At 70.4% G+C, this 24,853-nt stretch carries 24 protein-coding genes and 1 tRNA gene; 17 read left to right on the top strand and 8 right to left on the bottom strand.

The annotated features are described in order from the left end of the window. The first annotated feature begins 175 nt into the window (after positions 1-175). Entirely contained in the window at positions 176-808 is a 633-nt protein-coding gene (locus OG452_RS17840) for a LytR C-terminal domain-containing protein (protein ID WP_327296581.1), read from the top strand. Between the two features lie 126 nt (positions 809-934). On the opposite strand, the gene upp is transcribed toward OG452_RS17840, so the two are convergent. Then, positions 935-1,570: a uracil phosphoribosyltransferase gene (gene upp, locus OG452_RS17835; RefSeq protein ID WP_327296580.1), complete on the bottom strand. Its 636-nt coding sequence runs from the start codon at positions 1,568-1,570 to the stop codon at positions 935-937. 92 nt (positions 1,571-1,662) lie between these two features. Here upp and OG452_RS17830 point away from each other — a divergent pair, with 92 nt between their 5' ends. From OG452_RS17830 to OG452_RS17815, 4 genes are all read left to right on the top strand, one after another. Continuing rightward, complete coding sequence (locus OG452_RS17830) at positions 1,663-1,992, top strand: hypothetical protein (RefSeq protein WP_327296579.1); 330 nt, start codon at positions 1,663-1,665, stop codon at positions 1,990-1,992. A gap of 152 nt (positions 1,993-2,144) precedes the next feature. After that, complete coding sequence (locus OG452_RS17825) at positions 2,145-2,672, top strand: tRNA adenosine deaminase-associated protein (RefSeq protein WP_327296578.1); 528 nt, start codon at positions 2,145-2,147, stop codon at positions 2,670-2,672. A gap of 121 nt (positions 2,673-2,793) precedes the next feature. Further along, the gene (gene tadA / locus OG452_RS17820) at positions 2,794-3,258 is read left to right on the top strand and encodes a tRNA adenosine(34) deaminase TadA (protein ID WP_327296577.1); all 465 of its coding nucleotides are present in this window, start codon (positions 2,794-2,796) and stop codon (positions 3,256-3,258) included. Positions 3,259-3,327: 69 nt separating this feature from the next. Next, positions 3,328-3,412: transfer RNA gene (locus OG452_RS17815), tRNA-Ser, on the top strand. Positions 3,413-3,492: 80 nt separating this feature from the next. On the opposite strand, the gene OG452_RS17810 is transcribed toward OG452_RS17815, so the two are convergent. After that, entirely contained in the window at positions 3,493-4,587 is a 1,095-nt protein-coding gene (locus tag OG452_RS17810) for a GlxA family transcriptional regulator (protein ID WP_327296576.1), read from the bottom strand. Between the two features lie 69 nt (positions 4,588-4,656). On the opposite strand from OG452_RS17810, the gene OG452_RS17805 reads away from it, so the two are divergent. The 7 genes from OG452_RS17805 (at position 4,657) to OG452_RS17775 (ending at position 10,657) form a co-directional block, all read left to right on the top strand. After that, positions 4,657-5,682, top strand: a complete 1,026-nt coding sequence (locus OG452_RS17805; RefSeq protein WP_442810041.1) for an NADP-dependent oxidoreductase — start codon at positions 4,657-4,659, stop codon at positions 5,680-5,682. 253 nt (positions 5,683-5,935) lie between these two features. Further along, a complete protein-coding gene (locus OG452_RS17800; RefSeq protein ID WP_327296575.1) occupies positions 5,936-6,586 on the top strand; it encodes a DUF4232 domain-containing protein in 651 nt (216 codons plus the stop codon). 347 nt (positions 6,587-6,933) lie between these two features. Beyond that, a complete protein-coding gene (locus OG452_RS17795; protein ID WP_327299892.1) occupies positions 6,934-7,089 on the top strand; it encodes a hypothetical protein in 156 nt (51 codons plus the stop codon). A 31-nt stretch (positions 7,090-7,120) separates the two neighbouring features. Beyond that, positions 7,121-7,414 (top strand): Dabb family protein, encoded by a 294-nt coding sequence (locus OG452_RS17790; RefSeq protein ID WP_327296574.1) that lies wholly within the window; start codon positions 7,121-7,123, stop codon positions 7,412-7,414. Between the two features lie 225 nt (positions 7,415-7,639). Continuing rightward, on the top strand, positions 7,640-8,629 hold the full coding sequence (locus OG452_RS17785) for a SigB/SigF/SigG family RNA polymerase sigma factor (protein WP_405561872.1): 990 nt from the start codon (positions 7,640-7,642) through the stop codon (positions 8,627-8,629). Between the two features lie 211 nt (positions 8,630-8,840). Next, positions 8,841-9,692, top strand: a complete 852-nt coding sequence (locus tag OG452_RS17780) for an RNA polymerase sigma factor SigF (RefSeq protein ID WP_327296572.1) — start codon at positions 8,841-8,843, stop codon at positions 9,690-9,692. A 119-nt stretch (positions 9,693-9,811) separates the two neighbouring features. Further along, the gene (locus OG452_RS17775; RefSeq protein ID WP_327296571.1) at positions 9,812-10,657 is read left to right on the top strand and encodes a hypothetical protein; all 846 of its coding nucleotides are present in this window, start codon (positions 9,812-9,814) and stop codon (positions 10,655-10,657) included. A 149-nt stretch (positions 10,658-10,806) separates the two neighbouring features. Here OG452_RS17775 and OG452_RS17770 read toward each other — a convergent pair whose 3' ends face one another. Further along, positions 10,807-11,025, bottom strand: a complete 219-nt coding sequence (locus OG452_RS17770) for a hypothetical protein (RefSeq protein ID WP_327296570.1) — start codon at positions 11,023-11,025, stop codon at positions 10,807-10,809. 223 nt (positions 11,026-11,248) lie between these two features. Between OG452_RS17770 and OG452_RS17765 the strand changes: the two genes are divergently transcribed. From OG452_RS17765 to OG452_RS17750, 4 genes are all read left to right on the top strand, one after another. Continuing rightward, a complete protein-coding gene (locus tag OG452_RS17765) occupies positions 11,249-11,719 on the top strand; it encodes a MarR family winged helix-turn-helix transcriptional regulator (protein WP_327296569.1) in 471 nt (156 codons plus the stop codon). A 173-nt stretch (positions 11,720-11,892) separates the two neighbouring features. Next, the gene (locus tag OG452_RS17760; RefSeq protein WP_327296568.1) at positions 11,893-14,427 is read left to right on the top strand and encodes an MFS transporter; all 2,535 of its coding nucleotides are present in this window, start codon (positions 11,893-11,895) and stop codon (positions 14,425-14,427) included. A gap of 144 nt (positions 14,428-14,571) precedes the next feature. Beyond that, positions 14,572-15,390: a YceI family protein gene (locus OG452_RS17755; protein WP_327296567.1), complete on the top strand. Its 819-nt coding sequence runs from the start codon at positions 14,572-14,574 to the stop codon at positions 15,388-15,390. 185 nt (positions 15,391-15,575) lie between these two features. Next, entirely contained in the window at positions 15,576-16,046 is a 471-nt protein-coding gene (locus OG452_RS17750; protein WP_266855329.1) for a PPOX class F420-dependent oxidoreductase, read from the top strand. Between the two features lie 93 nt (positions 16,047-16,139). Here OG452_RS17750 and OG452_RS17745 read toward each other — a convergent pair whose 3' ends face one another. Beyond that, positions 16,140-17,045 carry a TetR/AcrR family transcriptional regulator gene (locus OG452_RS17745; RefSeq protein ID WP_327296566.1) on the bottom strand — a complete coding sequence of 302 codons (906 nt, stop codon included), beginning with the start codon at positions 17,043-17,045 and terminating at the stop codon, positions 16,140-16,142. A 48-nt stretch (positions 17,046-17,093) separates the two neighbouring features. After that, entirely contained in the window at positions 17,094-18,599 is a 1,506-nt protein-coding gene (locus OG452_RS17740; protein ID WP_327296565.1) for an MFS transporter, read from the bottom strand. A gap of 212 nt (positions 18,600-18,811) precedes the next feature. On the opposite strand from OG452_RS17740, the gene OG452_RS17735 reads away from it, so the two are divergent. Next, positions 18,812-19,639: an endonuclease/exonuclease/phosphatase family protein gene (locus OG452_RS17735; protein ID WP_327296564.1), complete on the top strand. Its 828-nt coding sequence runs from the start codon at positions 18,812-18,814 to the stop codon at positions 19,637-19,639. A gap of 92 nt (positions 19,640-19,731) precedes the next feature. Here OG452_RS17735 and OG452_RS17730 read toward each other — a convergent pair whose 3' ends face one another. Genes OG452_RS17730 through OG452_RS17720 form a run of 3 tightly spaced genes read right to left on the bottom strand, consistent with a single transcriptional unit; the run spans position 19,732 to position 24,846 of the window. Then, positions 19,732-21,951 carry a glycosyltransferase family 39 protein gene (locus tag OG452_RS17730; protein WP_327296563.1) on the bottom strand — a complete coding sequence of 740 codons (2,220 nt, stop codon included), beginning with the start codon at positions 21,949-21,951 and terminating at the stop codon, positions 19,732-19,734. Then, positions 21,948-23,213 carry a bifunctional glycosyltransferase family 2/GtrA family protein gene (locus OG452_RS17725; protein ID WP_327296562.1) on the bottom strand — a complete coding sequence of 422 codons (1,266 nt, stop codon included), beginning with the start codon at positions 23,211-23,213 and terminating at the stop codon, positions 21,948-21,950. Before OG452_RS17725 ends, OG452_RS17730 begins: the two co-directional genes overlap by 4 nt. Before the next feature lie 40 nt (positions 23,214-23,253). Then, positions 23,254-24,846 (bottom strand): HAMP domain-containing sensor histidine kinase, encoded by a 1,593-nt coding sequence (locus OG452_RS17720; RefSeq protein ID WP_327299674.1) that lies wholly within the window; start codon positions 24,844-24,846, stop codon positions 23,254-23,256. Positions 24,847-24,853: the final 7 nt, after the last annotated feature.

The following is a 24,853-nucleotide window of genomic DNA, read 5'->3' as shown; positions in this document are numbered from 1 at the left end:
AGCCGATGGCTCCCGCCGACTCACAACCCCGCCGACGCACAACCCTCGGCGGGGGCCGGGAATCCACCCTGGCCAGAGCCGTTTACTGGTCCTTTTGGGGCCATTTTCGCCCATCCGGCGGTCATCAGATGATCGTTCAGTTCGCATCGCTGCCCGGCCGCACTACGCTGCGCTCATGAGCATGCTCACACCCCCCGGCATGGGCGGAAAGTACCGCATCACGGGCGACAAGTACCCGAGGATGCACCGCCCCCGACGGCGTGGCCGACTCGTTTTCGGGATCGTGGCCGCAGTCGTCGCCCTCGGCCTGGTCGGCTGGGGATCGCTGCAGCTCATCCACCTCTTCACCGGCGGCTCCCACAAGGCGTCGGCCGCGGGCCAGCAGCACGACTGCAAAGCCGGCGCCTCGGCCGCCTCCACCGCGCCGCCGAAGGCACTGCCGAAGCCCGCGACGATCAAGGTCAACGTCTACAACGCGACCCCGCGCGGCGGGCTGGCCAAGTCCACCGCCGACGAGCTCAAGAAGCGCGGCTTCACCATCGGCAAGGTGGGCAACGCCCCCGCCGCCTTCGACAAGAAGGTCCCCGGCACCGCGCTGCTGCTGGGGTCGGCCAGGACCCCGGACGCGTCGTTCTCCGTACTCGGTACGCAGGTCAAGGGCGCCACGCAGAAGACCGACACCCGGAAGACCGGCGACGTCGACCTGATCATCGGCACCGGCTTCAAGGCCCTGGACACGAAGCAGGACGCCGCCAAGGCGCTGACCGTACTGGCCCACCCCCAGCCGACGCCGGCCGGGAAGTGCTGACGCCGTGAACTAGTGCCTCACCCCGCCCCCGCCCCGAAGCCGGAGTCGGGGCCAGGCCCGGGCCAGGACCGAATCCGGAGCCCCGGACCCGGAGCACCGGACCCGTAGCCCCGGCGCGCGACGCTGCTACTCGGCAGACCCGTACATCCGGTCGCCCGCGTCGCCGAGCCCCGGCACGATGTAACCCTGCTCGTTGAGCCGCTCGTCGACGGAGGCGGTGACCACCGTGACCGGCGTGCCCGCCAGTTCGCTCTCCATGACCTCGACACCCTCGGGCGCGGCGAGGAGCACGACGGCCGTGACGTCGTCGGCGCCGCGCGCGATCAGCTCGCGGATCGCGGCGACCAGTGTGCCGCCGGTGGCCAGCATCGGGTCCAGGACGTACACCTGACGCCCCGAGAGGTCGTCGGGCATCCGTGACGCGTAGGTGGACGCCTTCAGCGTCTCCTCGTCACGGACCATGCCCAGGAAGCCCACTTCGGCGGTCGGCAGCAGCCGCACCATTCCTTCGAGCATGCCGAGCCCCGCCCGCAGGATCGGCACGACCAGGGGCCGGGGGTACGACAGCCGCACGCCGGTGGTCGCCGTCACCGGGGTCTCGATGTCGACCTGCTCGGTGCGCACATCGCGCGTGGCCTCGTACGCGAGCAGGGTGACCAGCTCGTCGGCGAGGCGCCGGAAGGTGGCGGAGTCGGTGCGCTTGTCGCGCAGCGTGGTGAGTTTGTGCGCCACCAGCGGGTGGTCGACGACGTGGATACGCATACGACAACGGTAACCGGGCCCCGGACCGGCCCGCGCTGGCATCAACCCGCCCGTCGGAGGGAAGGCGGGCCGGTACGGAGGTGGTGTGGCCGATGCCCGAGTCCGAGCCCGCGAACGCGGCCCGCAGCAAGGCCGGCGAGAAGCCGGCGGGCCGATCCGCTTACGAGGCGGAGAACCGGCCGGAGAACGGGCCCGCGTACGAGCAGCAGAGTGCGCCCGCGCATGAGCCGGGCGCACGGAGCGGGCCCGGCGGCGCGGGCGAGGCCGGCGACCAGGAGAGCGCCGCCGACCGGCGGCGGCGCCGTGCGCGGTTTCTCCGTGAGCTGAACGAGGCCAAGGAGTTGCGCGACCGCGTGCAGCCCAGGCGCGCCAAGGTCGCCAGGCTGCGACATGCCATGCGAATGCGTACGTTCCGCTGGTAGCGGCGTACCAATGTTTTACCGGCTCCCGGAAGCAACACGCAGACCTGAGCCCGAAGACCTCTCGCGAACGCCATGTTTCTGCCACGATTCCCACTGGGCGGCGCACAGCGCCCCTTTCGATTGGCACCCCTAAGACCAGTGGGAGAGTCACGGTGTACTTCGCCGCACTGCTCGCGCGCACCGAAGACGGGTGGGAAGCGAGCGACACGGAGCTCGACGATGTGGAAACCCTCAGTGATCTGACCGATCTCGCCCGGGAAGTCTCCGGGGACGAGGACACCGTCCTCGTCTTCATCGAACAGGAGGGCGCCTGGTTCGGCGTCGTCCGGGTCGACGGCGAGGACGATCCACGGATCTACGTCTCGGACGCCGCAGCCGCAAGCCGTTCCTCGTACGGAGAGATCCTGCTCACCGACGAGCTGATGGGCCGGGACCCGCAGGACCCGGACGCCCTGGAAGAACTTGTCGATCTCGACGGTACGGAGGACGGTGAGCTGGAGGAGGACGGGGACGACCCGGCCGACGAGAGCGAAGCCGTACCGCCGGGACCGCTCGGGGACATCACGATCCTCGCCGACCTCGGCGTGACGGAGAAGGAGCTCCTGACACTCGGCCCCGACGCACTGGCAGACATCGCCGACGCACTGGGCGCCGCCGAGGTCCTGGAAACCGTCCGCTGACCTACCCCAGGTGCCCGGCTGACGTACCCAGTACCCGGCCGCCCCCACCCCAGGTGCCCGACAGCCGGACCCACCGGTGCCGGTACACCGTCATCGGGCACACCATCGAACAGACGAGCAGATGACCGATCCCCTACGTGATCCCTGGGCCGCGCCGATGCGACTGGCCCTGGCCGAGGCCGCGCAGGCGGCGGTGGCCGGCGATGTGCCGGTCGGCGCCGTCGTGCTGGCCCCGGACGGCACGCCGCTCGCGGCGGGCCACAACGAACGCGAGGCGACGGGCGACCCGACGGCACACGCCGAGATCCTGGCGGTCCGCCGGGCCGCGGCGTCGCTCGGCGAGTGGCGGCTGACCGGCTGCACGCTCGTCGTCACGCTGGAACCCTGCACCATGTGTGCGGGCGCGATCGTCCAGTCGCGGGTGGACCGGGTCGTCTTCGGCGCACTCGACGAGAAGGCCGGAGCGGCGGGCTCACTCTGGGACGTCGTACGGGACCGCAGGCTCAACCACCGCCCCGAAGTAGTCGTCGGGGTGCTCGCGGACGCGTGCGCGGACCAGCTGACGTCCTTCTTCCGCGACCGCTAGCGGCCCCTCCTGCCCCCTTCCCGAAGGCCGATTTCTGACCACGGCCGACCTTGGGCTAAGCTCTCTCTCGGTAGCGTGTCCGAGCGGCCGAAGGAGCTCGCCTCGAAAGCGAGTGTGGGGAAACTCACCGAGGGTTCAAATCCCTCCGCTACCGCTCTCACACCCTCCTGATCTGCGGAAACGCAGTCAGGGGGGTGTTTTGCGTGCGGCCCCGTGGCCCGGTCGGCGTCCCGTCTATGGGCGCGAGGCGCGGAAGGTGCGCCGGTACGCCGACGGGGCGACCCCGGCCTCCGCCGCCAAGTGCCGCCGCAGCGAGGTGGCGGTGGCGAAGCCGACCTCGTGGGCTACCCGTTCCACCGGGAGGTCGCTGGACTCCAGCAGGTGCCGCGCCCGCCGCAGCCGCTGCTGGGTCAGCCAGCGGACGGGGCTCAGACCTGTCTCCTCCCGGAAGCGCCGGGCGAAGGTACGGGTACTCATCGCCGCGTGCGCGGCCAGCTCGTCCAGCGACAGCGGCAGGTCCAGTCGCCGCAGCGCCCAGTCGCGGGTCGGCCCGGTACCGGTTCCGCTCGTCGGCGGCAGCGGCCGCTCGATGTACTGGGCCTGCCCGCCGTCCCGGTACGGCGGCACGACGCAGCAACGGGCGACCTGGTTGGCTACCTCGCTGCCGTGGTCCTGGCGCACCAGGTGCAGGCAGACGTCGACACCGCTCGCCGCCCCCGCGGCGGTCAGTACGTCACCGTGGTCGACGAAGAGCACGCCGGCGTCGAACTCGACCCGGGGGAACAGCTCCTGGAAGTGGTCGGTGAGCGCCCAGTGGGTGGTGGCCCGGCGCCCGTCCAGGAGACCGGCGGCCGCCAGCAGGAAGGCGCCGGTGCAGATGGACACCAGACGGGTGCCGGGGCGGACGCGGGACAGGGCGGCGAGGGCCCGCGGGTCCGGGGCGGTGGCCGAGGCCCGGGAGATCGCGTACGGCGGGATGACCACGGTGTCCGCCTCGGCCAGCACCTCGGGACCGTGCCCGGGGGTGATGGTCAGGTCCGAGTCGGTGCGCACGGGCTGCCCGTCCACGCTCGCGGACAGCACCTCGTAGCGGCCGTCGGCGGAACCCAGGATCCGGTGCGGGATGCCGAGTTCGAAGGGATAGACGCCGTCGAGGGCGAGGACCACGACCTTGTGAGCGCCGGGTCGCAGGTCCGGGCTCATCCGGCCGTCCATTGCGGCCGCGCGGTCGGCGAAGTCACGGGCCCAGGAGGGCGCGGCGGAGGCGGGGCGGGCGGCAGGGGTTTCGCAGGCGCCGGGGGCGCGACGGGCGGCAGGGGCGGCGGGCATGGCAAGAATGTATCGGATGATGACCTTCTTGCCATCGCCCCGGCCGGACCGTACGGCAAGGATCAAGGCATGACTTCGACGGACACCCCTGACAAATTCAACTCCCCGGACCCGGCGGCCGCCACGGACTCCACCGGCCCCGCCGCCCCGGGCGACGCCCCCGTGATGCTCGCCCTGCACCAGACAGTCCTCGGCGGCCCGGAGGTCCTGCAGCTGACCGAGCTTCCGCGCCCCGCGCCCGGCCCCGGGGAGATCCTCGTCGCCGTGCACGCGGCCGGACTCAACCCCACCGACTTCAAGCACCGCGCCCTGAGCATGTTCCTGCCGCCTCCGCCACTGACCCTCGGCTGGGACGTCTCCGGCACCGTCGTGGAGACCGGCTTCGGCGTCGCCCTCTTCCGGCCCGGTGACGAGGTGTTCGGCATGTTGCCCTACCCGTACGGGGCCGGCTCCCACGCCGAGTACGTGACCGGACCCACCCGCGCCTTCACCGCCAAGCCCGCCGGAATCGACCACGTGCAGGCGGCCGCTCTGCCACTGGCCGCGCTCACCGCCTGGCAGGCCCTCGTCGACACCGCGGGCCTCCGGGCCGGGCAGCGGGTGCTGGTCCACGCCGCGGCAGGCGGTGTCGGTCACCTCGCCGTACAGATCGCCAAGGAGCGCGGCGCCCACGTCACCGGGACGGCGAGCGCCCCCAAACATGACTTCCTGCGTGGCCTGGGCGCGGACGCCTGCATCGACCACCGCTCCGAGGACTTCACCGACACCGAGGAGCGTTACGACGTCGTCCTCGACTCCCTCGGCGGGGAGACCGCCACCCGCTCTGTCGGCGTGCTCCGCCCCGGCGGCGTCCTCGTCTCGCTGCTGCCGGGCACCGATGACACCCGGGCCGCGGCGGAGAGGGCACAGGTCCGCGCAGTCAACCTGCTCGTTGAGCACGATCAGGCCGGCATGCGCGCCATCGCCGAACTCGCCGACCGGGGCAAGCTCCGTGCCCACGTCTCCGGCACCTTCCCCCTCGCCGAAGGCGCCCGCGCCCACATCCGGGGAGAGACGGGCCGCACCACGGGCAAGCTCGTCATCACGGTGCGCTGAGGCGGGCCGGCTCGGGGGCCGCCACGGCGCCGACCAGCGGCATCGGCGCCTCGTGGGCCCGCGCCCGTACGTTCGCCGTACGGGCGCATCCCAGCGTTTCCGGTCATATCGCCGTCGCGTGTCACGGCTGCCCCACTCCCGTGTCACAGGAGTGTCTTGGTCAGCTCCCTCCGTGAACCCGACCGGTGCCACCCGTATCGGAGTAGGAAGAACGGCCTGCCTGGCAGGGAACCTCGAACCTACGGAGAAGCACATGCGCATCCAGAAGATCTCGGTCCTCACTCTCGTCGCCGTGGCCGCCGGACTCTCACTCACGGCCTGCGACAAGGGCAGCGACAGCTCCAGCGCTCCCGTCGGCTCAAGCTCCAGCACTCCGAACCATTCCGGTAGTTCTGACAGTTCAGGCAGCCAGAGCCAGGCCGGCCCGGCCAAGTCCGAGTCCGCCGTCGGGGTCGGGACCAACGTCACCAACAAGGCCGGCTCCGGCGCGGCGCCGGGCACCGCGCATGCCCCGGGCAACGCCTGCCGGACCGCGAACCTGGGGTTCACCACCTCGGGCGGCATGGCGGAGGGCGAACTGATCGTCAACCTCAAGAACACCGGCGCCGCCACCTGCACGCTGCACGGCTTCCCGGGTGTGGACCTCAAGGGCCGTACCGGCACCATCAGCGCCGCCCGCAGCAAGCTCGCCGCGCACGATGTCAGCGTGGCGCCCGGCCAGGAGACCCGCTTCACCCTGCACTACCCGCCGAACAACACCGGCGGCTCCGGTGTCACGTTCACCAGCCTTGTGGTCACGCCGCCCAACGAGACCCACGCGCACACCATCGCCCAGGCCATCAACATCCCCGCCAGCCAGTCCGGCCCCGCCGTCTCCGTCGACCCGGTCGGCGCGGGAAAGTAACCGTCGCCGCCCGGACCCGGCTCCTCTGCTCCACGACGCGGTCCCACCGCGTACGGTCCCATCGCGCACCACCCCACCGTGTCCGGCCCCACTGCGTACGTTCCCGCCTGGACGGAACCGTGCGCGCCGGGCGGGGAGCCGTATGCCGGGGGCTGATCCGACCCGCGTGCCGTGAGTGGGTGCGGCTCGTATGTCACGGGCGGGTGCGTCCCGTGTGCCGCGAGCGGGTGGAGCGGTGACGCGTGCTCAGGCCCGCGCACACCGGCCCTTGATCCCCCGGCGCCCCGTCCGGTTAGACTCTCGCGACTGCTCAGGGACCCCAGGGGAAGCAGGGCCGAACGGTGCCAGTGAAGAAGATCATTCTCTACATAGCAGTCGTCTTTGTGCTGTACACGATCATCACTTCGCCGGCCAGGTCCGCCGACCTCGTGCAGGTAGGGTTCGAAGGGGTCTCCAACGCAGCGAAAAGCGTCGGCAAGTTTATGACCGAACTGGTGAGCTGAGCCCGTACATCCGTTCCGTAAGGAGTGTCCCTTGATCCGCCACTTGGTCCTCTTCAAGCTCAACGAGGGCGTCTCACGTGACGAACCCCGGGTCGTGGCCGGCGCCAAAGCGTTCGCGGAGCTCGGCGGGCTGATCCCGGAGGCGGAGTTCTGGGAGTGCGCCTGGAACATCAGCGACCGGCCCATCGCCTACGACTTCGCGATCAACTCGGCTGTCCAGGACGCCGACGCGCTGAAGCGCTACATCGAGCACCCCGCCCACCAGGCGGCCGTCGGGCAGTGGAGCGAGTTCGCCACCTGGGTGATCGCCGACTACCCCTTCTGAGTAGATCCCCGCGCCACCCCTGAGTCCTGCTTGAGCCCTTCGGGCGTACGGCTCCCCATCGTTTCCGGTGGGGAGTTTTTTGGCGTTCAGGCAGGTTTAGCGCCCCTTTTTACGTCAACACGACGTTATGAGGTGCTTGCACACAGTGCACATGTCTTGTGATGCTATGACCGCTTTTGACAGATGAGTTGACCAAAAAGGCGATGAAAAAGGGGTGGCGTGACCGTGCCGGCCAGTACTGCGCCTGAAGTACCGCCCCAGACCGCCCTGCCCCAGAACAGCCAGACCCCGGCCTCACAGACCCAGACCGACCAGACCCACACCGACCAGCCGCCGACCGCCCAGCCCCAGACCGGCCACACCCCGGGCAGCCAGACCCAGACCACTCAGACCCGGAGCAGTCAGCCCCAGACCACTCAGGCCACGGTCGAGGAGACCCCGGCCGCCAAGACCCGGGGTGCGGACACCCGGGCGCTGACCCAGGTGCTGTTCGCCAAGCTCAAGGGGGTCGAGCCGGGCAGCGCCGAGCACACCAGGGTGCGCTCGGCGCTGATCGAGGCGAATCTGCCGCTGGTCCGGTACGCCGCCGCCCGGTTCCGCAGTCGCAACGAGCCGATGGAGGACGTCGTCCAGGTCGGCACGATCGGGCTCATCAACGCCATCGACCGGTTCGACCCGGAGCGGGGGGTGCAGTTCCCCACCTTCGCGATGCCGACCGTCGTCGGCGAGATCAAGCGCTACTTCCGCGACAACGTACGGACCGTCCACGTCCCCCGGCGGCTGCACGAACTCTGGGTGCAGGTCACCGGGGCCACCGAGGACCTCACGACGATGCACGGACGGTCCCCCACGACGGCGGAGATCGCCGAGCGGCTGCGCATCAGCGAGGAGGACGTCCTGTCCTGCATCGAGGCGGGCCGCTCGTACCACGCGCAGTCGCTGGAGGCCGCCCAGGAGGGCGACGGACTGCCCGGGCTGCTCGACCGGCTCGGTTACGAGGACCCGGCGCTGGCCGGAGTCGAACACCGCGACCTGGTCCGGCATCTGCTCGTCCAGCTGCCGGAGCGGGAGCAGCGGATCCTGATGCTGCGCTACTACAGCAATCTGACGCAGTCACAGATCAGCCAGGAACTGGGCGTCTCCCAGATGCACGTATCAAGACTGCTGGCCAGAAGCTTCGCGCGGCTCCGATCCGCAAACCGGATCGAGGCGTAACCGGTACGGGTGATCCTCACCTGAAGCAGAAATGCCCCACACCCCCTCTTTCCAGCGCACATTTGTCGACTTGGCGCTACAGCGTGTTGCCGACATGTGACATTCTGCTGGAACCGCGTTTGCCGCAGTCCACCCTCCGGTATTCAGGTGGAGGCTGCGTTCCTCCGACGGGAGCGTCCGCCGCGACCGTCCGCGACCTCAAGGGGGTGGCATGTCCGCAGAACAGGGCAGCTCGAAGGTGCTCACGAAAGACGCACCGGAGACACTCAGCTCCGAATTGCCGAGCTCTGGCGCCATCGACACCCGCACTCTGTCCCGCTCCCTCTTCCTGCGGCTCGCCATACTGGCCTCCCAGGAACCGGACAGCCCGGAGCGCACCTACGTACGGGACACGCTGATCGAGCTCAACCTGCCGCTGGTGCGTTACGCGGCGGCCAGGTTCCGCAGCCGGAACGAGCCGATGGAGGACATCGTCCAGGTCGGCACGATCGGCCTGATCAAGGCGATCGACCGGTTCGACTGCGAACGCGGCGTCGAATTCCCGACGTTCGCGATGCCGACCATCGTCGGCGAGATCAAGCGCTTCTTCCGCGACACCTCGTGGTCGGTGCGGGTACCGCGCCGCCTCCAGGAGCTGCGGCTCGCGCTGACCAAGACCAGCGACGAACTGGCCCAGAAGCTCGACCGTTCACCGACCGTCCCCGAACTCGCCCTGGCTCTGGGCGTCTCGGAGGAGGACGTGGTCGACGGGCTCGCGGTGGGCAACGCGTACACCGCGTCCTCGCTCGACTCGCCCTCCCCGGAGGACGACGGTGGCGAGGGGTCCCTGGCGGACCGTCTCGGCTACGACGACACGGCGCTGGAGGGAGTCGAGTACCGGGAGTCGCTGAAGCCGCTGCTGGCCAAACTGCCCCAGCGGGAACGGCAGATCATCATGCTGCGGTTCTTCGCCAACATGACCCAGTCGCAGATCGGCGAGGAGGTCGGCATCTCCCAGATGCATGTGTCCAGGCTGCTCACGCGGACGCTGGCGCAGCTGCGCGAGGGCTTGATCGGGGAGTAGGCGCAAGCCGGCGGAAACGGCGGCAGGAACAGGCGGGGCTCGGCCGTTCACGGGCCCCCGCCGGTTCTTCCACCCCCCGTCGGCTTCCTAATTGACGGGCCGTCAGACACACTGGCGCGATGCGACGCCAGCACGCGGCCATCGCCGCCACCGCAACGGTCCTCTGCCTGGGCGGCCTGGTGGCCGCTCGCGCGGGCGGCACGGCGCACCACGGCTACGCCGCCGTCGGCGCAGCGGGCGCCGGGCAGGCGCCCACCACACCCGTACCGCCCTCCGGGAAGGTCACCCTGACACCCCTGGACGGGCCGGGAGCGGCCGCGGGGCACAGCGCGGGGAAGCAGCCACCCGGACCGGGTGGCTCCGTAGCCGGAGAGGGCGCACAGGGCTCCTCCGCGCCCGGCGGAGCCAACCCCGGGAACCTGCCACCGGATACGGCCCGAACAGGAACCTCGGGCGGCACAGCGACATCAGGCGCCTCGCGGACACCGGGCGGGCGGGCCGGATCGGACGGATCAGCCACCCCGGGCGCACCCGGCCATACCGGAGGCAGCTCCTCCACTCCGCCCAAGTCCGGCTCAGGACGCGGCTCTTCGGGGGGCTCCGGATCCGACGGCGGTTCCGGTTCCGGCAGCACATCGCCCGCCCCGCCGGCGGGGCCCGCCGTACTCAAGGTCGTCGGCGCCCTCGACCGCGCCGCGACGGACAAGCGCTGGTGCGAGAAAGTGACCGTGCGCTTCAGCAACACCGGTGGTTCCCCGGTCGCTTCGGGCACGGTCACTTTCTCGACGCACATCATCGGCGGGCTCGGAGTGGACTGGGCGACCCGGACGTCGACTCAGCCGGTGCCGGGGCCGCTCGCCGCCGGTGCGGCCAAGTCGAAGACGTACACCGTGTGCGTGGACGACTGGCGGGTGCCGCTGGGGATGCACATAGAGACCCAGAAGGTCGCCGTCAGCTGGAAGTGACCCGGCGCAAGCGACCCCGGCGGCCCGGCCGACCTCGGCGGCCCTCGTGGCCCTGGCGGCTCCGGCCGGAGTCACTCCGCTTGAAGTGGCCCCGCACCGGCCGGAGTTCCGGACGCGCCGGGGTCTCGGTGGAGCAGGAAACGGGACGGTCAGCCCAGCGCGAGGAACGCGACGGCGGCCAGCACCACGATCACGGCGATGACCCCGGCGATCACGCCGATCCTCGGGCCCGACTGCTGCGGAGCGGCCGCGGGCCGGGCGGCGCCCTGCGGTGCGCCGTCGTCGACAAAGGCGCGGAACATCTGAGTGCTGCCCGCGGGGTCGTGGTTGCCCTCGGGGCCTTGGGGCGCTTGGGGGTTGTGTGCCATGACGCAGGACCCTAGCGAACCCTGCGGTTCCGCCCAACCCCCGGGCGAAGGGCGACACCTTTCGAACACCCTTCCGTCACCTCACTGAACTCACACTTGCAAACATTTTAAGGTTCCTTTACTTTTCCTGGCGACATTTAATTTGCCTGCAGCAACCAACGGGTTTAATGTTGCCTGGAGCAACAACATGGAGCGTTCACAGGAAGCCCACAGGGAGGTGTCCGTGGCAGCGCAGAGTCAGTACGAAGAACTGGCCAGGCAGCTGAGTGCCATCGGCGCCGTCCAGCGCGGCCTCTCCCGCATACTCCCGCCTGAATGCCCGACCGGATCAGCCGCCGCGCTGTCCCTGCTGGGCCGGCACGGCGAGATGCGGATGAGCAGGCTCGCTGAATTGCTCGCCGTGGACATGTCGGTGACCAGCCGGCATGTGGCCCACGTCGCGGAGCGCGGCTGGATCGAGCGGTCCCCGGACCCCGCCGACAAGCGCTCCCGCATCCTGCGGCTCACCCCCGCAGGCAACGACATGCTCGGCGTCCTCGCCGATCGATACATCGACTCTCTCGCTCGCACTCTCAGCGACTGGTCCGACGACGAGGTCGGGCAGCTCAACGCGCTCCTGGATCGCCTGCGCGCCAGCTTCGGCGACTGCCGGGCCTGGACCGGACACCACGAGCAGACCCGTGCGTCTGCCTAGGACCACCCAGAACCGCGTAAACCCTCATAAATACTCACGTTCCATTGCAAAGACCCGCATTGGTCTGCATAGCTCCACAAAGACCTCCGTAGATCTGCACAGACTTCGTAGATCTGCACAGACCCGCGTATCACCCGCGTATCACCGCGCGTAAGTAGAGACAGAGGAATTCCATGGCTACGACCACACCGGCCGGTGTGCGGGGCGGCCACGCCAAGCACGGGGGCGGTCACGCTCCCCACGGGGGGAATCCCGCCCCGGCTGACAGTGCGCCGATGACGCACCGGCAAATCATGGAGGCCCTGTCGGGCCTGCTGCTCGGCATGTTCGTCGCGATCCTGTCGTCGACGATCGTCACCAACGCGCTGCCGAAGATCGTCTCCGATCTGCACGGCAGCCAGTCCTCCTACACCTGGGTCGTGACCGCGTCCCTGCTGGCGATGACGGCGACCACCCCGCTCTGGGGCAAGCTCTCCGACCTGTTCAGCAAGAAGCTGCTCGTCCAGATAGCACTGATCATCTACGTCCTGGGCTCGGCCGCGGCCGGTCTCTCGCAGAACTCATCGACACTGATCATCTTCCGCGTCGTCCAGGGCATCGGCGTCGGCGGTCTCTCCGCCCTCGCGCAGATCGTCATGGCCGCGATGATCTCCCCCCGTGAGCGGGGCCGGTACAGCGGTTACCTCGGCGCCACCTTCGCGGTCGCGACCGTCGCGGGGCCGCTCCTCGGCGGTGTGATCACGGACACCAGCTGGCTCGGCTGGCGCTGGTGCTTCTACGTCGGTGTGCCCTTCGCGGTCATCGCGCTGATCGTTCTGCAGAAGACCCTGAAGCTTCCCGTCATCAAGCGCGAGGTCAAGGTCGACTGGGGCGGCGCGTTCTTCATCGCCGCCGCGGTGTCCCTGCTCATGGTCTGGATCACCTTCGCCGGTGACAAGTACGACTGGATGTCCTGGCAGACGGCCGCCATGGTCGGCGGCTCGGTCGTCCTGGGGCTGCTCTTCATGCTCGTCGAGTCCAAGGCGAGCGAGCCGATCATCCCGCTGCGGCTCTTCCGCAACCCGACGATCACCCTTGCCTCCATCGGCTCGCTGTTCGTCGGTGTCGCGATGTTCTCCGGCACCGTCTTCTTCAGCCAGTACTTCCAGCTGGCGCGCGGCAAGTCGCCGACGATGTCCGGTGTGATGACGATCCCGATGATCGGCGGTCTGTTCATCTCGTCGACCATCTCGGGGCAGTTCATCACCCGGACGGGCAAGTGGAAGATCTGGCTGGTCAGCGGTGGTGTGCTGGTGACCGCCGGGCTCGGCCTGCTCTCCACCATCCGGTACGACACCACGTACTGGCACGTGGCGGTCTTCATGGCCCTGATGGGTCTCGGCATCGGAATGATGATGCAGAACCTGGTGCTCTGCACGCAGAACCAGGTCTCCCAGAAGGACCTCGGTTCGGCGTCCTCCACCGTCTCGTTCTTCCGCTCCCTCGGTGGTGCGGTCGGCGTCTCGGCGCTGGGCGCGGTGCTCGCCAACCGGGTCACCCACTTCGTCACCGACGGCCTCCACGACCTGGGCCCGAAGGGCGCGGCGCTGGCCGGAAAGGGCATGGGCGACGGATCGGTTCCCGACATCGGTGCCCTGCCGCAGCCACTGCGCTCCATCATGGAAAGCGCGTACGGCCACGGCGTCGCCAACGTCTTCCTGTACGCCGCCGCCTGTGCGCTGCTCGCGTTCCTGGTGACGCTCTTCATCAAGGAGGTACCGCTGCGTACTCGCGCCGTGGGTGCACCCGACCAGGAGGTACCCGCCGCAGCCGCTTCGGCAGCGGTGGCGGAGACTGTCCCTGTCAACGCCGTTCCGGCCGGCTCTCTGCCGGCCCCCGCCACTCCGTACGGAAGTGGCCCGACCACTGAGGAGACGATGCCGATGCAGTCCGCCCCCACCCCAGGTATCACTATCCACGGTGTCGTCAGGGGCGCCGAGGGCGCACCGGTCGGCCAGGCGGCCGTCACGCTGATCTCGCTGGCCGGGCGCCAGCTGGGCCGCGCGGTAGCGCAGGGTGACGGCGGCTACGCGGTGGACGCGCCGAGCTCCGGCTCGTACGTCCTGATCGCGTCCGCCGACGGCTTCCAGCCGCAGGCCTCCACCGTGTCCGTCGGGGACGAGGCGCTGTCGTACGACATCCTCCTCTCCGGTACGAGCGGTCTCGCCGGATCCGTGAAGTCCGCCGACGGCGGCAAGGCCGTCGAGGGCGCGATGGTCGTCGTCACCGATGTGCGCGGCGATGTGCTGGCCACCGGCACGTCCGGTGCGCAGGGCGAGTTCACCTTCAGCGAGATGATCCCGGGTTCGGTGACCGTCGCGGTGAACGCGACCGGCTTCCGGCCGATGGCCCTGCCGGTCGACGTCGGCGGCCAAGGTGTCACCCGTGTCGAGGTCGCGCTGGAGTCCGGTTCGCTGGTCCAGGGTGTCGTACGCGGTGGAGCCGACCGGCGCCCGCTGCCCGACGCCAGGGTGACGCTGGTGGACGCCGCGGGCAACGTGGTGGCCACGGCGACCACCGGGAGCGACGGAGCCTACGGTTTCGCCGACCTCAACTCCGGCGAGTACACGGTCATCGCGACGGGTTACCCGCCGGTGGCGGGCTCGTTGACGGTCGCGGGAAGCGGCATCGACGGACACGACATCCAACTGGCCCACCCGGGCGAGTAGTCACCAGGCTGCCCCAGCGGATGCGGGGCGCGGAGGGGCCTGTTCATACCGGCCCTTTCCAAGCCCCGGACGTGGTGGTGACGGGCAGGGGACGGCCCGCCACCACCGCCCGGGGCCCACTTTTTTGAAGGAGAGAGAACGGGAATGGGACTTCGCGCACAGGTACGGACGCGCGACGGCTGGGCGGTCCAGCACGCCGTGGTGACCGTGACCGACATGACCGGTGCCCAGGTACTGCGAGCGCAGGTGGACGAGGACGGCACGGTGAGCGCCGACGCGGCCCTGGCCCCCGGCCCGCACACCGTGATCGTGACGGCCGTCGGCTACGCGCCCGCCGCGTCCACTGCCTTCGTCACGGCGAGCGGCCGTGCCGACGTCGGCACGGTGGTACTGGCCAGGCAGGGCGGCGTGGAACTCCCGCCGCCCGGCACCTGGACGCTGGACCCGGCGCACTCGTCGGTGGGCGCGGTCGCCCAGCACCTGGGCATCTCCAGCGTGCACGGCCGGTTCACGGAGTTCGTGGGCCGCATCGAGATCGCCGAGGACGTCGAGAAGTCACGCGTCGAGGCCGTCATCGCGACGGCCTCGATCGACACGGGCAACGGAATGCGCGACGGCCATCTGAAGTCCGCGGACTTCCTGGACGTCGAGAGCTACCCGCAGATCACCTACAGCAGCACCGGGATCACCCCCGCCGGACCGGACCGCTGGACGGTCCACGGTGAACTGTCGCTGCACGGTGTCGCCCGCGAGGTCGACCTGAACCTGAGCTACCTGGGTACGGGCCCCGACCCGTGGGGCGGCGTGCGCGCGGCCTTCCACGCGACGGCCGAACTGCGCCGCGAGGACTTCAGGATGAACTACAACCAGGTCGTCCAGGCGGGCATCTCGGCCATCGGCACCACACTCAAGGTCGAGCTGGATATCCAGGCCGTCCAGGGCGACTCGCTCCCGACCGCGTAACCGGCCGCACCGGCCAACCACCGGACCGCACGGTCCTCGTGGCCCCCGCCCGGCTCCCTCGGCGCCCGCTCCTTGCGCGCGCCGCGGGGCCGGGCGTTCCGCTGCCCGGGACGGGTGGCCGGGAGTGACCGGGAGCGCCCGTGTGCTGCCGGGCCCGTCCGTGCGGGGCGACGTATCGTGCAGCCATGGCACCCAACATCGCGACCAACACCCCCGTGGAACTGCCCGAACTGCTCGACTTCGTACGCCCCAGGCACCGGGCGATCCTGCTCACCACCCGCTCCGACGGCCGCCCCCAGGGCTCTCCGCTGACCTGCGGGGTCGACGACGCGGGCCGGATCGTCCTGTCGACCTACCCCGAGCGCGCCAAGACCCGCAATGTCCGGCGCGACGCACGGGTGAGCGTCATCGTGCTGTCGGACGAGTGGAACGGCCCATGGGTCCAGGTCGACGGAGCGGGCGAGGTCATCGACTCACCGGACTCGGTGGAGCCGCTGGTGGAGTACTTCCGCAACATCTCCGGCGAACACCCGGACTGGGACGAGTACCGCGCCGCCATGGTCAAGCAGGGCAAGTCGATCATCCGGATCACCCCGGAGCGGTGGAGCCCGATCGCGACCGGCGGCTTCCCGGCGCGGCTGGCCGAGGACAGCTGACGGCGGCCTCGGGGAGGTCCGACTCGGGGGGGGCTCGGGGGCCTTCTCGGGGCGCTCCCTGGGCCGGCTCCCCGGCTCGCCCCGGTTGCCCGCTCATCGCCCGCGTTTGGCCTCGATGCCCGCGATCAGCAGGTCCAGGGCGAAGTCGAAGTCGCGCTCCCGCATTTCCTCGACCGTGTCACCGCCGCGCGCCGCCATCAGGTCCTGGGCTTGCTCGAACGTCCGGCGCAGGGAGGGCTGTTCGCTCATGCCGCCCATGGCGTGCTGGTGGTACTCGTCCTGAGTCATCCCGGCCCGCGCACAGCGGTCCCTGAAGTGGCCCTCGACGGTGCCGAATCCGTACACGAACTGGAAGACGGCGGCCAGGCCGCCGGTCTGACCGCGCAGCGGCAGATCGGCGCTGCGCATCACTTCTTGGGACGCCGCGGCGAACTTCAGCGCGTGCGGGCCGATGTTGAGGAATACGCCGACGAGCGGGGAGACCCAGGGGTGGCGCACCAGAACGCTGCGGTATCCGGCGGCGAGGCGACGCAGCTGAATGCGCCAGTCGGACCCGGTCTCCGTCCCGCCCTCCGTCCCGCCCTCCGTTCCGTCTGGCCCGACCTCGCTGCCGCCAGGCCCACTCTCGGTGCCGTTGTCGGTGCCCGTGCCTGTCGCGGTGCCCGTGCCCGTCTCAGTACCGGTGCCCGTCTCGGTGCCGTCCACCGTTCCCGGCAGCACCAGTTCGCCCATCACCGCGTCCAGGGCCAGTTCGAGGAGGTCGTCCTTGGTGTCCACGTACCAGTAGACCGACATCGCAGTGACGCCCAGTTCGGCGGCGAGACGGCGCATGGAGAACTTCGCGAGGCCCTCGGAGTCCAGCAGCCGGACCGTCGCCGCGGTGATCTTGTCCAGGTCGAGCCCGGCCGGCTGATCCGTTCTGCGGGGGCGCGTCACCTTTCCGCCCAGCCAGACACTGGCCCGCGCGGGACCCTTCGCGCGGTCGGCCGCAGTCACCATGGCGCGCCTCCTCCGGAACGTGTGGATCCACCGGTACCGGTACCGATGTTAGGCCGCTGCTCCCGGTGCATCTGCCCTCTCGGCACGCCGGAGGAGCACAGCGGCGAGCAGCCCGCCCGCAAGTACCGCTGCGGCGCCCACCAGTTGGCTGGTCTGCAGACCTGAGGCAAAAGCATCCGCGACCCGGCTGCGCTCGCCGGGGCCGTCCGTGGCGGCGAGAGCAGCCGGCAGTGAGGCCGCGCCCAGCGCCGCGGGGAGCAGTGCGGCGAAGCGGGAGTTGAGTACGGCGCCGAGCACCGCGACACCCAGGCCGTTGCCGAATTCGGCCAGGGTGCCGTTGACGCCCGCACCGACCCCGGCCTTCTCCGGCGGGATCGCGCTCATGATCGCGTTGGCCATCGCGGGCATGGCGAACGCGATACCCCCGCCCATGACCACAAGACCGAGCAGCATCCCTGGATAGCTGTCACCGCCGAGCAGCGCGATGGCCACCAGACCGGCCGCGAGCGCGGTCATCCCGGCGGCGATGGTGCCGGGCGTACCCAGCCGGGGCAGCAGTTTGGCCGAGACCCCGGTGAGGTTCAGCACCACGATGGTGAGGGCCAGGGGCGCGGTCCGCAGCCCCGCGTCCAACGGCCCGTACCCGAGGACGAACTGGAGGTGCTGGGTGAGCAGGAAGAGCGAGCCACCCATGCCGAAGGCGACGAGGACCGCCCCGGCGACGGCGCCGACGAAGCGCTGGTTGCGGAAGAAGTGCATGTCGAGCATCGGGAACGGGATGTGCAGCTCCCAGGCGACGAACCCGGCCAGGAACACGATGCCGATGACGGCCGCGACGAGGACATGGGTGGAGGCCCAGCCGTGTGCGGGGCCCGAGATGATCGCGTACACGACCGCGGTCATGCCCACCGTGGAGAGCAGCGCGCCGAGCAGGTCGGGGCGGTCACCGGCCGGGTTCTTGGACTCCGGTACGAGGCCGACGACCGCGGCGAGCGCGATGACTGCCACCGGGATGTTGACCAGGAAGATGGCGCCCCACCAGAAGTGGTCGAGCAGCGCTCCGCCGATGAGCGGTCCTGCCGCGAAGCCGAGTGAATTGACCGTGGACCAGAGGCCGATGGCCTTGACGCGCTCGGTGTTGTCGAAGATCTGGACGACGACGGCGAGGGTGGTGGTCATCAGCAGGGCGCCGCCGATACCCATGCCAGCGCGGGCTGCGATCAGCTGCCCGGTGGACTGGGCGAGCCCGGCGACGAGCGACCCGGCCCCGAAGAGCGTGAGGCCCGCAATCAACATCTTCTTGCGGCCGTACCGGTCGGCGGAGCTGCCGGCGGTGAGCAGCAGACCGGACTGCACCAGCGAGTACGCGTTGATCATCCACTGGATGTCGGCTGTGGACGCGCGCAGATCGCGGGTGAGTGAGGGGATCGCGACGTTGAGGACGGTGTTGTCGAGCAGCACGGTGAGCTCGGCGAGACAGATGACGCCGAGGATCACCCAGCGCTGGGGGTGTCGGGTGGTGGCGCTCTCGTGCTCGGCGGCGGTGGCCGTCATGCCGGGCTCCTGATCCGTGGGCGGGGTGGGCGGGGTGGGTGAGGAAGTCGTCGAGCCGTGGAGTCTGGGGGCGTGGAGTTGTGGGGTCATGAGGTCGTGAAGTCGTGAGGTCGTGAGGTCGTGAGGTCGTCGTGGAGTTCTACACCGTAGAGGAATACCTTCTACGGTGTAAACGCGTTTTGCGCCGAGCCGCTTTCGGGTAGCTACGTCCGATGAAGCTGACTGCTCGTGTTGCTGAAGTGCTTCTGGTCTCAGGTGTCCTCGCCGCGACGATCGCGCCCCCGGCGCAGGCACATGCCCCCACTCGCGCCCATACCCGTGACGTCCCGCTGCGGGTCGCCTCGTACAACATCCATGCGGGCGCCGGGATGGACAACGTCTTCGACCTCGACCGGCAGGAGGCGGCCCTGCGCGCGATGCACGCCGACGCGATCGGGCTCGAGGAGGTCGACGTCCACTGGGCGGCGCGCAGCGAGTGGCGCGATGTGGCGGGCGAGCTGGCGAAACGGCTCGGGATGCAGGTGTACTTCGCCCCGATATACAGCGTCGACGGGCGGGAGTTCGGGGTGGCGGTGCTCTCGAAGTACCGCATCCTGAAGGCCGTGAACCACGAGATCACCCGCCTCTCCACCCAGGACCCCAATCCGGTCCCTGCGCCGGCCCCCGGCTTCGGTGAGGTCGAGCTGCGGGTGAAGGGCGTACCGCTGCACGTGTACGTGACGCACCTGGACTACCGCGCCGACCCCTCCGTACGGGTGAGCCAAGTCGCCGATACCCGCCGCATCATGGGGCGGGACCGGAACCGGAAGGTCCTCCTGGGCGACTTCAACGCGACCCCGGACGCACCCGAGCTGGCGCCGCTGTGGCGCGATCTGACGGACGTGGAGCCGGGCGCACCGACGTTCCCGGCCCTGAAACCCGTGGAACGGATCGACTACGTGGCGGTCTCGCCCGGGGTGGCGGTGCGCGGCGCGGAGGTGCCCGACACGCTCGCGTCCGACCATCGGCCGATCGTGGCGGATCTTTCGCTGCGACGGTAGGCGAGGCGCGGGGAAGCAACAGGAAAGGGGTGGGGCGGGGAGATCCTCTCCCCACCCCACCCCTCCTTCCCTTCGCGTACCGGCTGCGTTCCTCAGCCGCCGGAGGTGTTCGCGCCGGCCTTCACCTGCGTCAGGTCGTACAGCGTCGCCGACCCGACCGTCACCTTTACGAACCGTCCCTCGACCCAGGACGTGATCTTGGAAGCGGTACCACTGCCGGATCCGCCGCGGCCCATTCCGCCGCCCATTCCGCCGCCTGCGACGAAGTAGTGGATCTTCCCGTCCGTCACGTCCTTCTTGAACTGCGTGAGCGTGGGTGAGGGGTCGCTGCCGTTGAAGCCGCCGATCGCCATGACCGGCTTCTGGGTCGCGAGCTGGTAACTCGCGGCGTTCTGCGAGCCGATGGCTGCGGCCATCCAGGTGTAATCGTCGGCGTGCGCACTGATCTTGGTCTTGACCTTGGCGCTGACCTGCTGGCCGTCGAGAAGACCGCCCATACCGCCGCGGCCCCCGAAGCCGCGCTCGGCCATCCAGCCGCCCGGTGCGCGGCCCGTCCGGCCCTGGCCGTTCTGCGCCTGGCCTTGGCCCTGGCCGCTCCCCTGCCCACCGGTCGGCGGCTGTCCCAGCCGGCCGCCCGGGCCATTACCCGGGGCCTGACCGGTCTGCCCCGCCTGACCGGCCTGCCCCGCCTGACCGGCCTTCCCGTTGGGCGTCTGCCCCGCCCCCGGACCGCCCCAGCCACCGCCATCCCGGCCGCCCCGACCGGGGAACCCGCCCATGCCACCCATCCGGCTCGCGCCCGCCGGACCCGCCGTCACGATCGACCCGGTGTGTCCGGTGTTCAGCGTGGACACCGTGTACGCGAAGGGCGCGGCCAGCGAAGCCACCAGCCCCACGCCGGCGGCGCTCAGCGCGAACCTGCGATTCAGCCGGCCGGCCACCGCCAGGCCGAGCGCCGCGGCCAGCCCCACGACCAGCACCGCCCAGCGCAGCCAGGGCAGATAGTCCGGCGTCCGGCCGAGAAGCACGTACGCCCAGACCGCGGTCGCCGCGACCACGACGCCCAGCACCGCCGACCACACGAACCGGCCGCGTTCCTCCCACAGGACCGTGACGCCCATCCCTACGAGGGCGGCGAGGTAAGGCGCCAGCGCCACCGTGTAGTACTGGTGGAAGATCCCGGCCATGAAGCTGAAGATCAGCAGGGTCATCAGCAGCGCACTGCCCCACACCAGGAACGCGCCGCGCGCGGTCTCCGTGCGCCTGGCCCGCCAGGTGATGACGATCCCCGCGACCAGCAGGATGAGGGCGGCAGGCAGCAGCCACGAAATCTGGCTGCCGATCTCGGAGTTGAACATCCGGTCGAGGCCGGACGCACCCCAGCCGCCGCCCCCCGCACCCCGACCGCCGCCGCCACCCCCGACACTGCCGGTCTCGTCGCCGCTGATGCGGCCGAGCCCGTTGTAGCCGAAGGTCAGCTCCAGGAACGAGTTGTTCTGCGAGCCCCCGATGTACGGGCGCGATGACGCGGGCCACAGTTCGACGACCGCCGTCCACCAGCCGCCCGCTACCAGCATCGCCCCCGCGGACAGGCCGATCTGGCCCAGCCGCCTGCGTACCGTTGTGGGCGCGAAGACCCCGTACACGACAGCCAGCGGCGGCAGGATCAGGAACGCCTGGAGCGTCTTGGTCAGAAAGGCGAAGCCGATCGCCACGCCCGCCCACACCAGCCACTTGGTCCGCCCGTCCTCCAGCGCACGCAGCACGAAGTAGACGGTGACCGTCATCAGCAGCGCGAGCAGCGCGTCGGGGTTGTTGAAGCGGAACATCAGCGCGGCGACCGGCGTCGTCGCCAGCACCACGCCTGCGATGAGCCCGGCCACCGCGCTGAACCGGCGCCGTACCGCCGCATACAGCACCGCGACCGTGCCGACGCCCATCAGCACCTGCGGGACGAGGATCGCCCACGAGCTCAGCCCGAATATCCGTATCGAGAGCGCCATCGGCCAGAGTGCGGCCGGGGGTTTGTCGACAGTGATGGCGTTGGCCGAGTCGAGTGAGCCGAAGAAGAGGGCCTTCCAGCTCACCCCGCCGGCCTGGGCCGCCGCGGAGTAGAAGGAGTTGGCGTATCCGGAGGCGCTGAGGTCCCAGAGGTAGGACACGAAGGTGAGCAGCAGCAGCCCGAGGAACGCGGGCCGCACCCAGCGCGGGTCCTCGGCACGCCCGCGCCACAGCCGGGCGGTGCGCGACAGCCCGGAGGGTGGCGAGATAGCCCCCGGGATCTGATGGGTACGGATATCGGCGGTGGTCATCGTGCAGTCCTCGGGTCGTCGGTGCGCCGCTCGGGGAACACCCAGGCGCGGAAGAGCAGGAAACGCAGCACCGTCGCTGCGAGGTTGGCCGCGATCAGCACCGCGAGCTCGGTGCCGTGCGAGGGGTCGTCGGACGCCGCGCCGAGCGCGGCGAGGGACCCGCTGGTGAGGGCGAGACCGATCGCGAACACGACCAGCCCCTGGGCCTGATGGCGTACCGCGCTGTCGCGCCCGCTCACACCGAAGGTGAGTCTCCGGTTGGCGGCGGTGTTGATCAGCGCCGAGACCAGCAGGGCGCCCGCGTTGGCGAGCTGGGGGCTCACCCCCGTACGGAACAGGGAGTACAGCAGCAGATAGAGCAGCGTGGAAAGCGCACCGACGACGCAGAAACCGACCAGCTGACGGGCCAGCCCCCCGGGCACGCCCGTCAGTTCGCGGTCGCGCGGATCGTCGCCGAAGGGGCGCGCGAGCCGGTCGAGCGGGAGCGCACCGACGCCCAGCGCGCGCCCCACCCGCCAGACGCCCCTGAGATCGTCCACGGCAGTCCGCACGATGTGCACGGTCGACTCCGGGTCGTCGACCCAGTCGACCGGCACCTCATGGATCCGCAGCCCGGCGCGTTCGGCGACCACCAGCATCTCGGTGTCGAAGAACCACCCGGTGTCCTCGACCATCGGCAGCAGCCGCTGCGCGACATCCCGGCGGATGGCCTTGAATCCGCACTGGGCATCGCTGAACCGGGCGGAGAGCGACGAGCGCAGGATCAGGTTGTACGCGCGCGAGATGAACTCGCGCTTGGGACCCCGCACCACCCTCGAACTCCGCGCGAGCCGGGAGCCGATGGCCAGATCGGAGTGCCCGGAGATCAGCGGAGCCACCAGGGGCAGCAGCGCGTTGAGGCCCGTGGAGAGATCGACGTCCATATAGGCGAGGACGGGGGAGTCGGACGCGGACCAGACACTCCGCAGTGCCCGCCCGCGCCCCTTCTGGTCGAGCCGGACGGCCCGCACCTCGTCCAGCATGGCATCGAGTCCCGCGGCCACCTCGGGGGTCCGGTCGGTGCTCGCGTTGTCGGCGATCGTGATCCGGAAGCTGTACGGGAACGTCCCGGCGAGATGGTCGCGGAGCCGCAGCACACACGGTTCGAGGTCCTTCTCCTCGTTGTACACGGGGATCACCACATCGAGCACCGGGGCGTCGGCCGCCGTCACGGGGAGATGCTCCCGTGCCGGCAGGGTGCCCGGAGAAGTGTCGGTTCGCATACCGACGACACTCGCCAGCGGCGCTGTCACCCCTGTGTGGTCAGCCTGTGGTGGAGCTGTGAGTCGGGGGGTGCGGGGTGGGGCGAGCCGTGGGGGCGGCCGGAGCCGTGGGTACTACCGGGACCGCCGGATCCCCCGGGTGCCCCAGAACTCCCGACGGCCCCGGATGCCCCGCAACCGCCGCCACCCCCGGCAGCCTGACCACGAACTCCGTGCGGCCCGGCGCGCTCCGTACGGTCACCGTCCCGCCGTGCCCCACCACGACCGCCTGCACGATCGCGAGCCCGAGCCCGGTCGAACCGGCATGCCGCGACCGTGAGGCGTCCCCGCGGGCGAACCGTTCGAAGACGTACGGCAGCAACTCGGCCGGAATACCCGGGCCGTCGTCCAGCACCTCCACCACCACCCAGCCCCCGTCCCGCCTCACCCGTGCGGTGACGGTGGTGCCGGGCGGGGTGTGCGTACGGGCGTTGGCGAGCAGGTTCACCAGGACCTGCTGGATGCGGGCCCCGTCGGCCGGCACCAGGGCGGGGTCGTCGGGCAGTTCGAGCCGCCAGGTGTGATCCTGGCCCGCCGCGCGCGCATCACTCACCGCGTCGACCACGAGCGGGGAGAGATCGGTGCTCTCGTACGTGAGCGGTGACAGATCAGTGCTCTGGTACGTGAGCGGGCGTCCCGCATCCAGTCGTGCGAGCAACAGCAGATCCTCCACCAGACCGGTCATCCGCCGGGCCTCGGACTCGATGCGGCCCAGCGCGTGCCGGGTGTCCGGGCCGGTCTCCTCGCCGCCGCGCCGGGTGAGCTCGGCATAGCCGCGGATGGAGGCCAGCGGGGTCCGCAGCTCATGACTGGCGTCGGCCACGAACTGCCGTACCCGCGTCTCGCTCTCCTGCCGGGCGGCCAGCGCCGAACCCACATGGCCCAGCATCCGGTTGAGCGCCGCGCCGACCTGCCCGACCTCGGTCCGCGGATCGGCCTCGGCGTCGGGGACCCGTTCCAGCGGGGCCACCTCGCCGCTGTGCAGCGGGAGTTCGGAGACCCGGGTCGCGGTCGCCGCGACCCGTCTGAGCGGACGCAGCGCCACCCCGACCAGCGCGGTCCCCGTGATGGCGGCCGCGAGCAGCCCGGCCGCCGTGACACAGACCTCGACCACGATCAGAGTGGTGACGGTGGACTGGACACCGGTCAGCGGAAAGCCGAGCACAAACGTGCCGCTGCTGGAGGAGATCGCCCGGAAGTCCCCGAGGCCGGGGAGGGAGACGGTGTGCGGATACCCGTCCCTGGGCACCGATTCCAGTGCGCCGAGCTGGTCGTCGCCGAGTGGCGAGCTGTCGGGCCGGGCGCCCGGTGTGGCGACGCTCTTCACCCCGTCGACCAGGCCGTCACCGCCGACGGCGGTGCGCCCGCCGACGGTCCCGATCGGCAGCCCGGGCTGCTGGACGATGGAACGGTCGCCGCCCATCGGGTCGTGGTCGGGCCGCTGGGCCGCCGCCACCAGCTGCTTGTCGAGCTGCCGCTCCAGATTGGAGTGCATGGCGATGGTGGTGACCGTACCGATCACGGCCACCACCACGGCGATCAGTGCCACGGCCGAGACGACGAGCCGGGTACGCAGCGACCAGCGCCGCCGCACCGACACC

This window comes from Streptomyces sp. NBC_01197 (assembly GCF_036010505.1).
GTDB lineage: Bacteria > Actinomycetota > Actinomycetes > Streptomycetales > Streptomycetaceae > Streptomyces.
The sequence above is the reverse complement of the archived record's forward strand: the minus strand, read 5'-3'. Positions and strand labels throughout refer to the sequence as shown.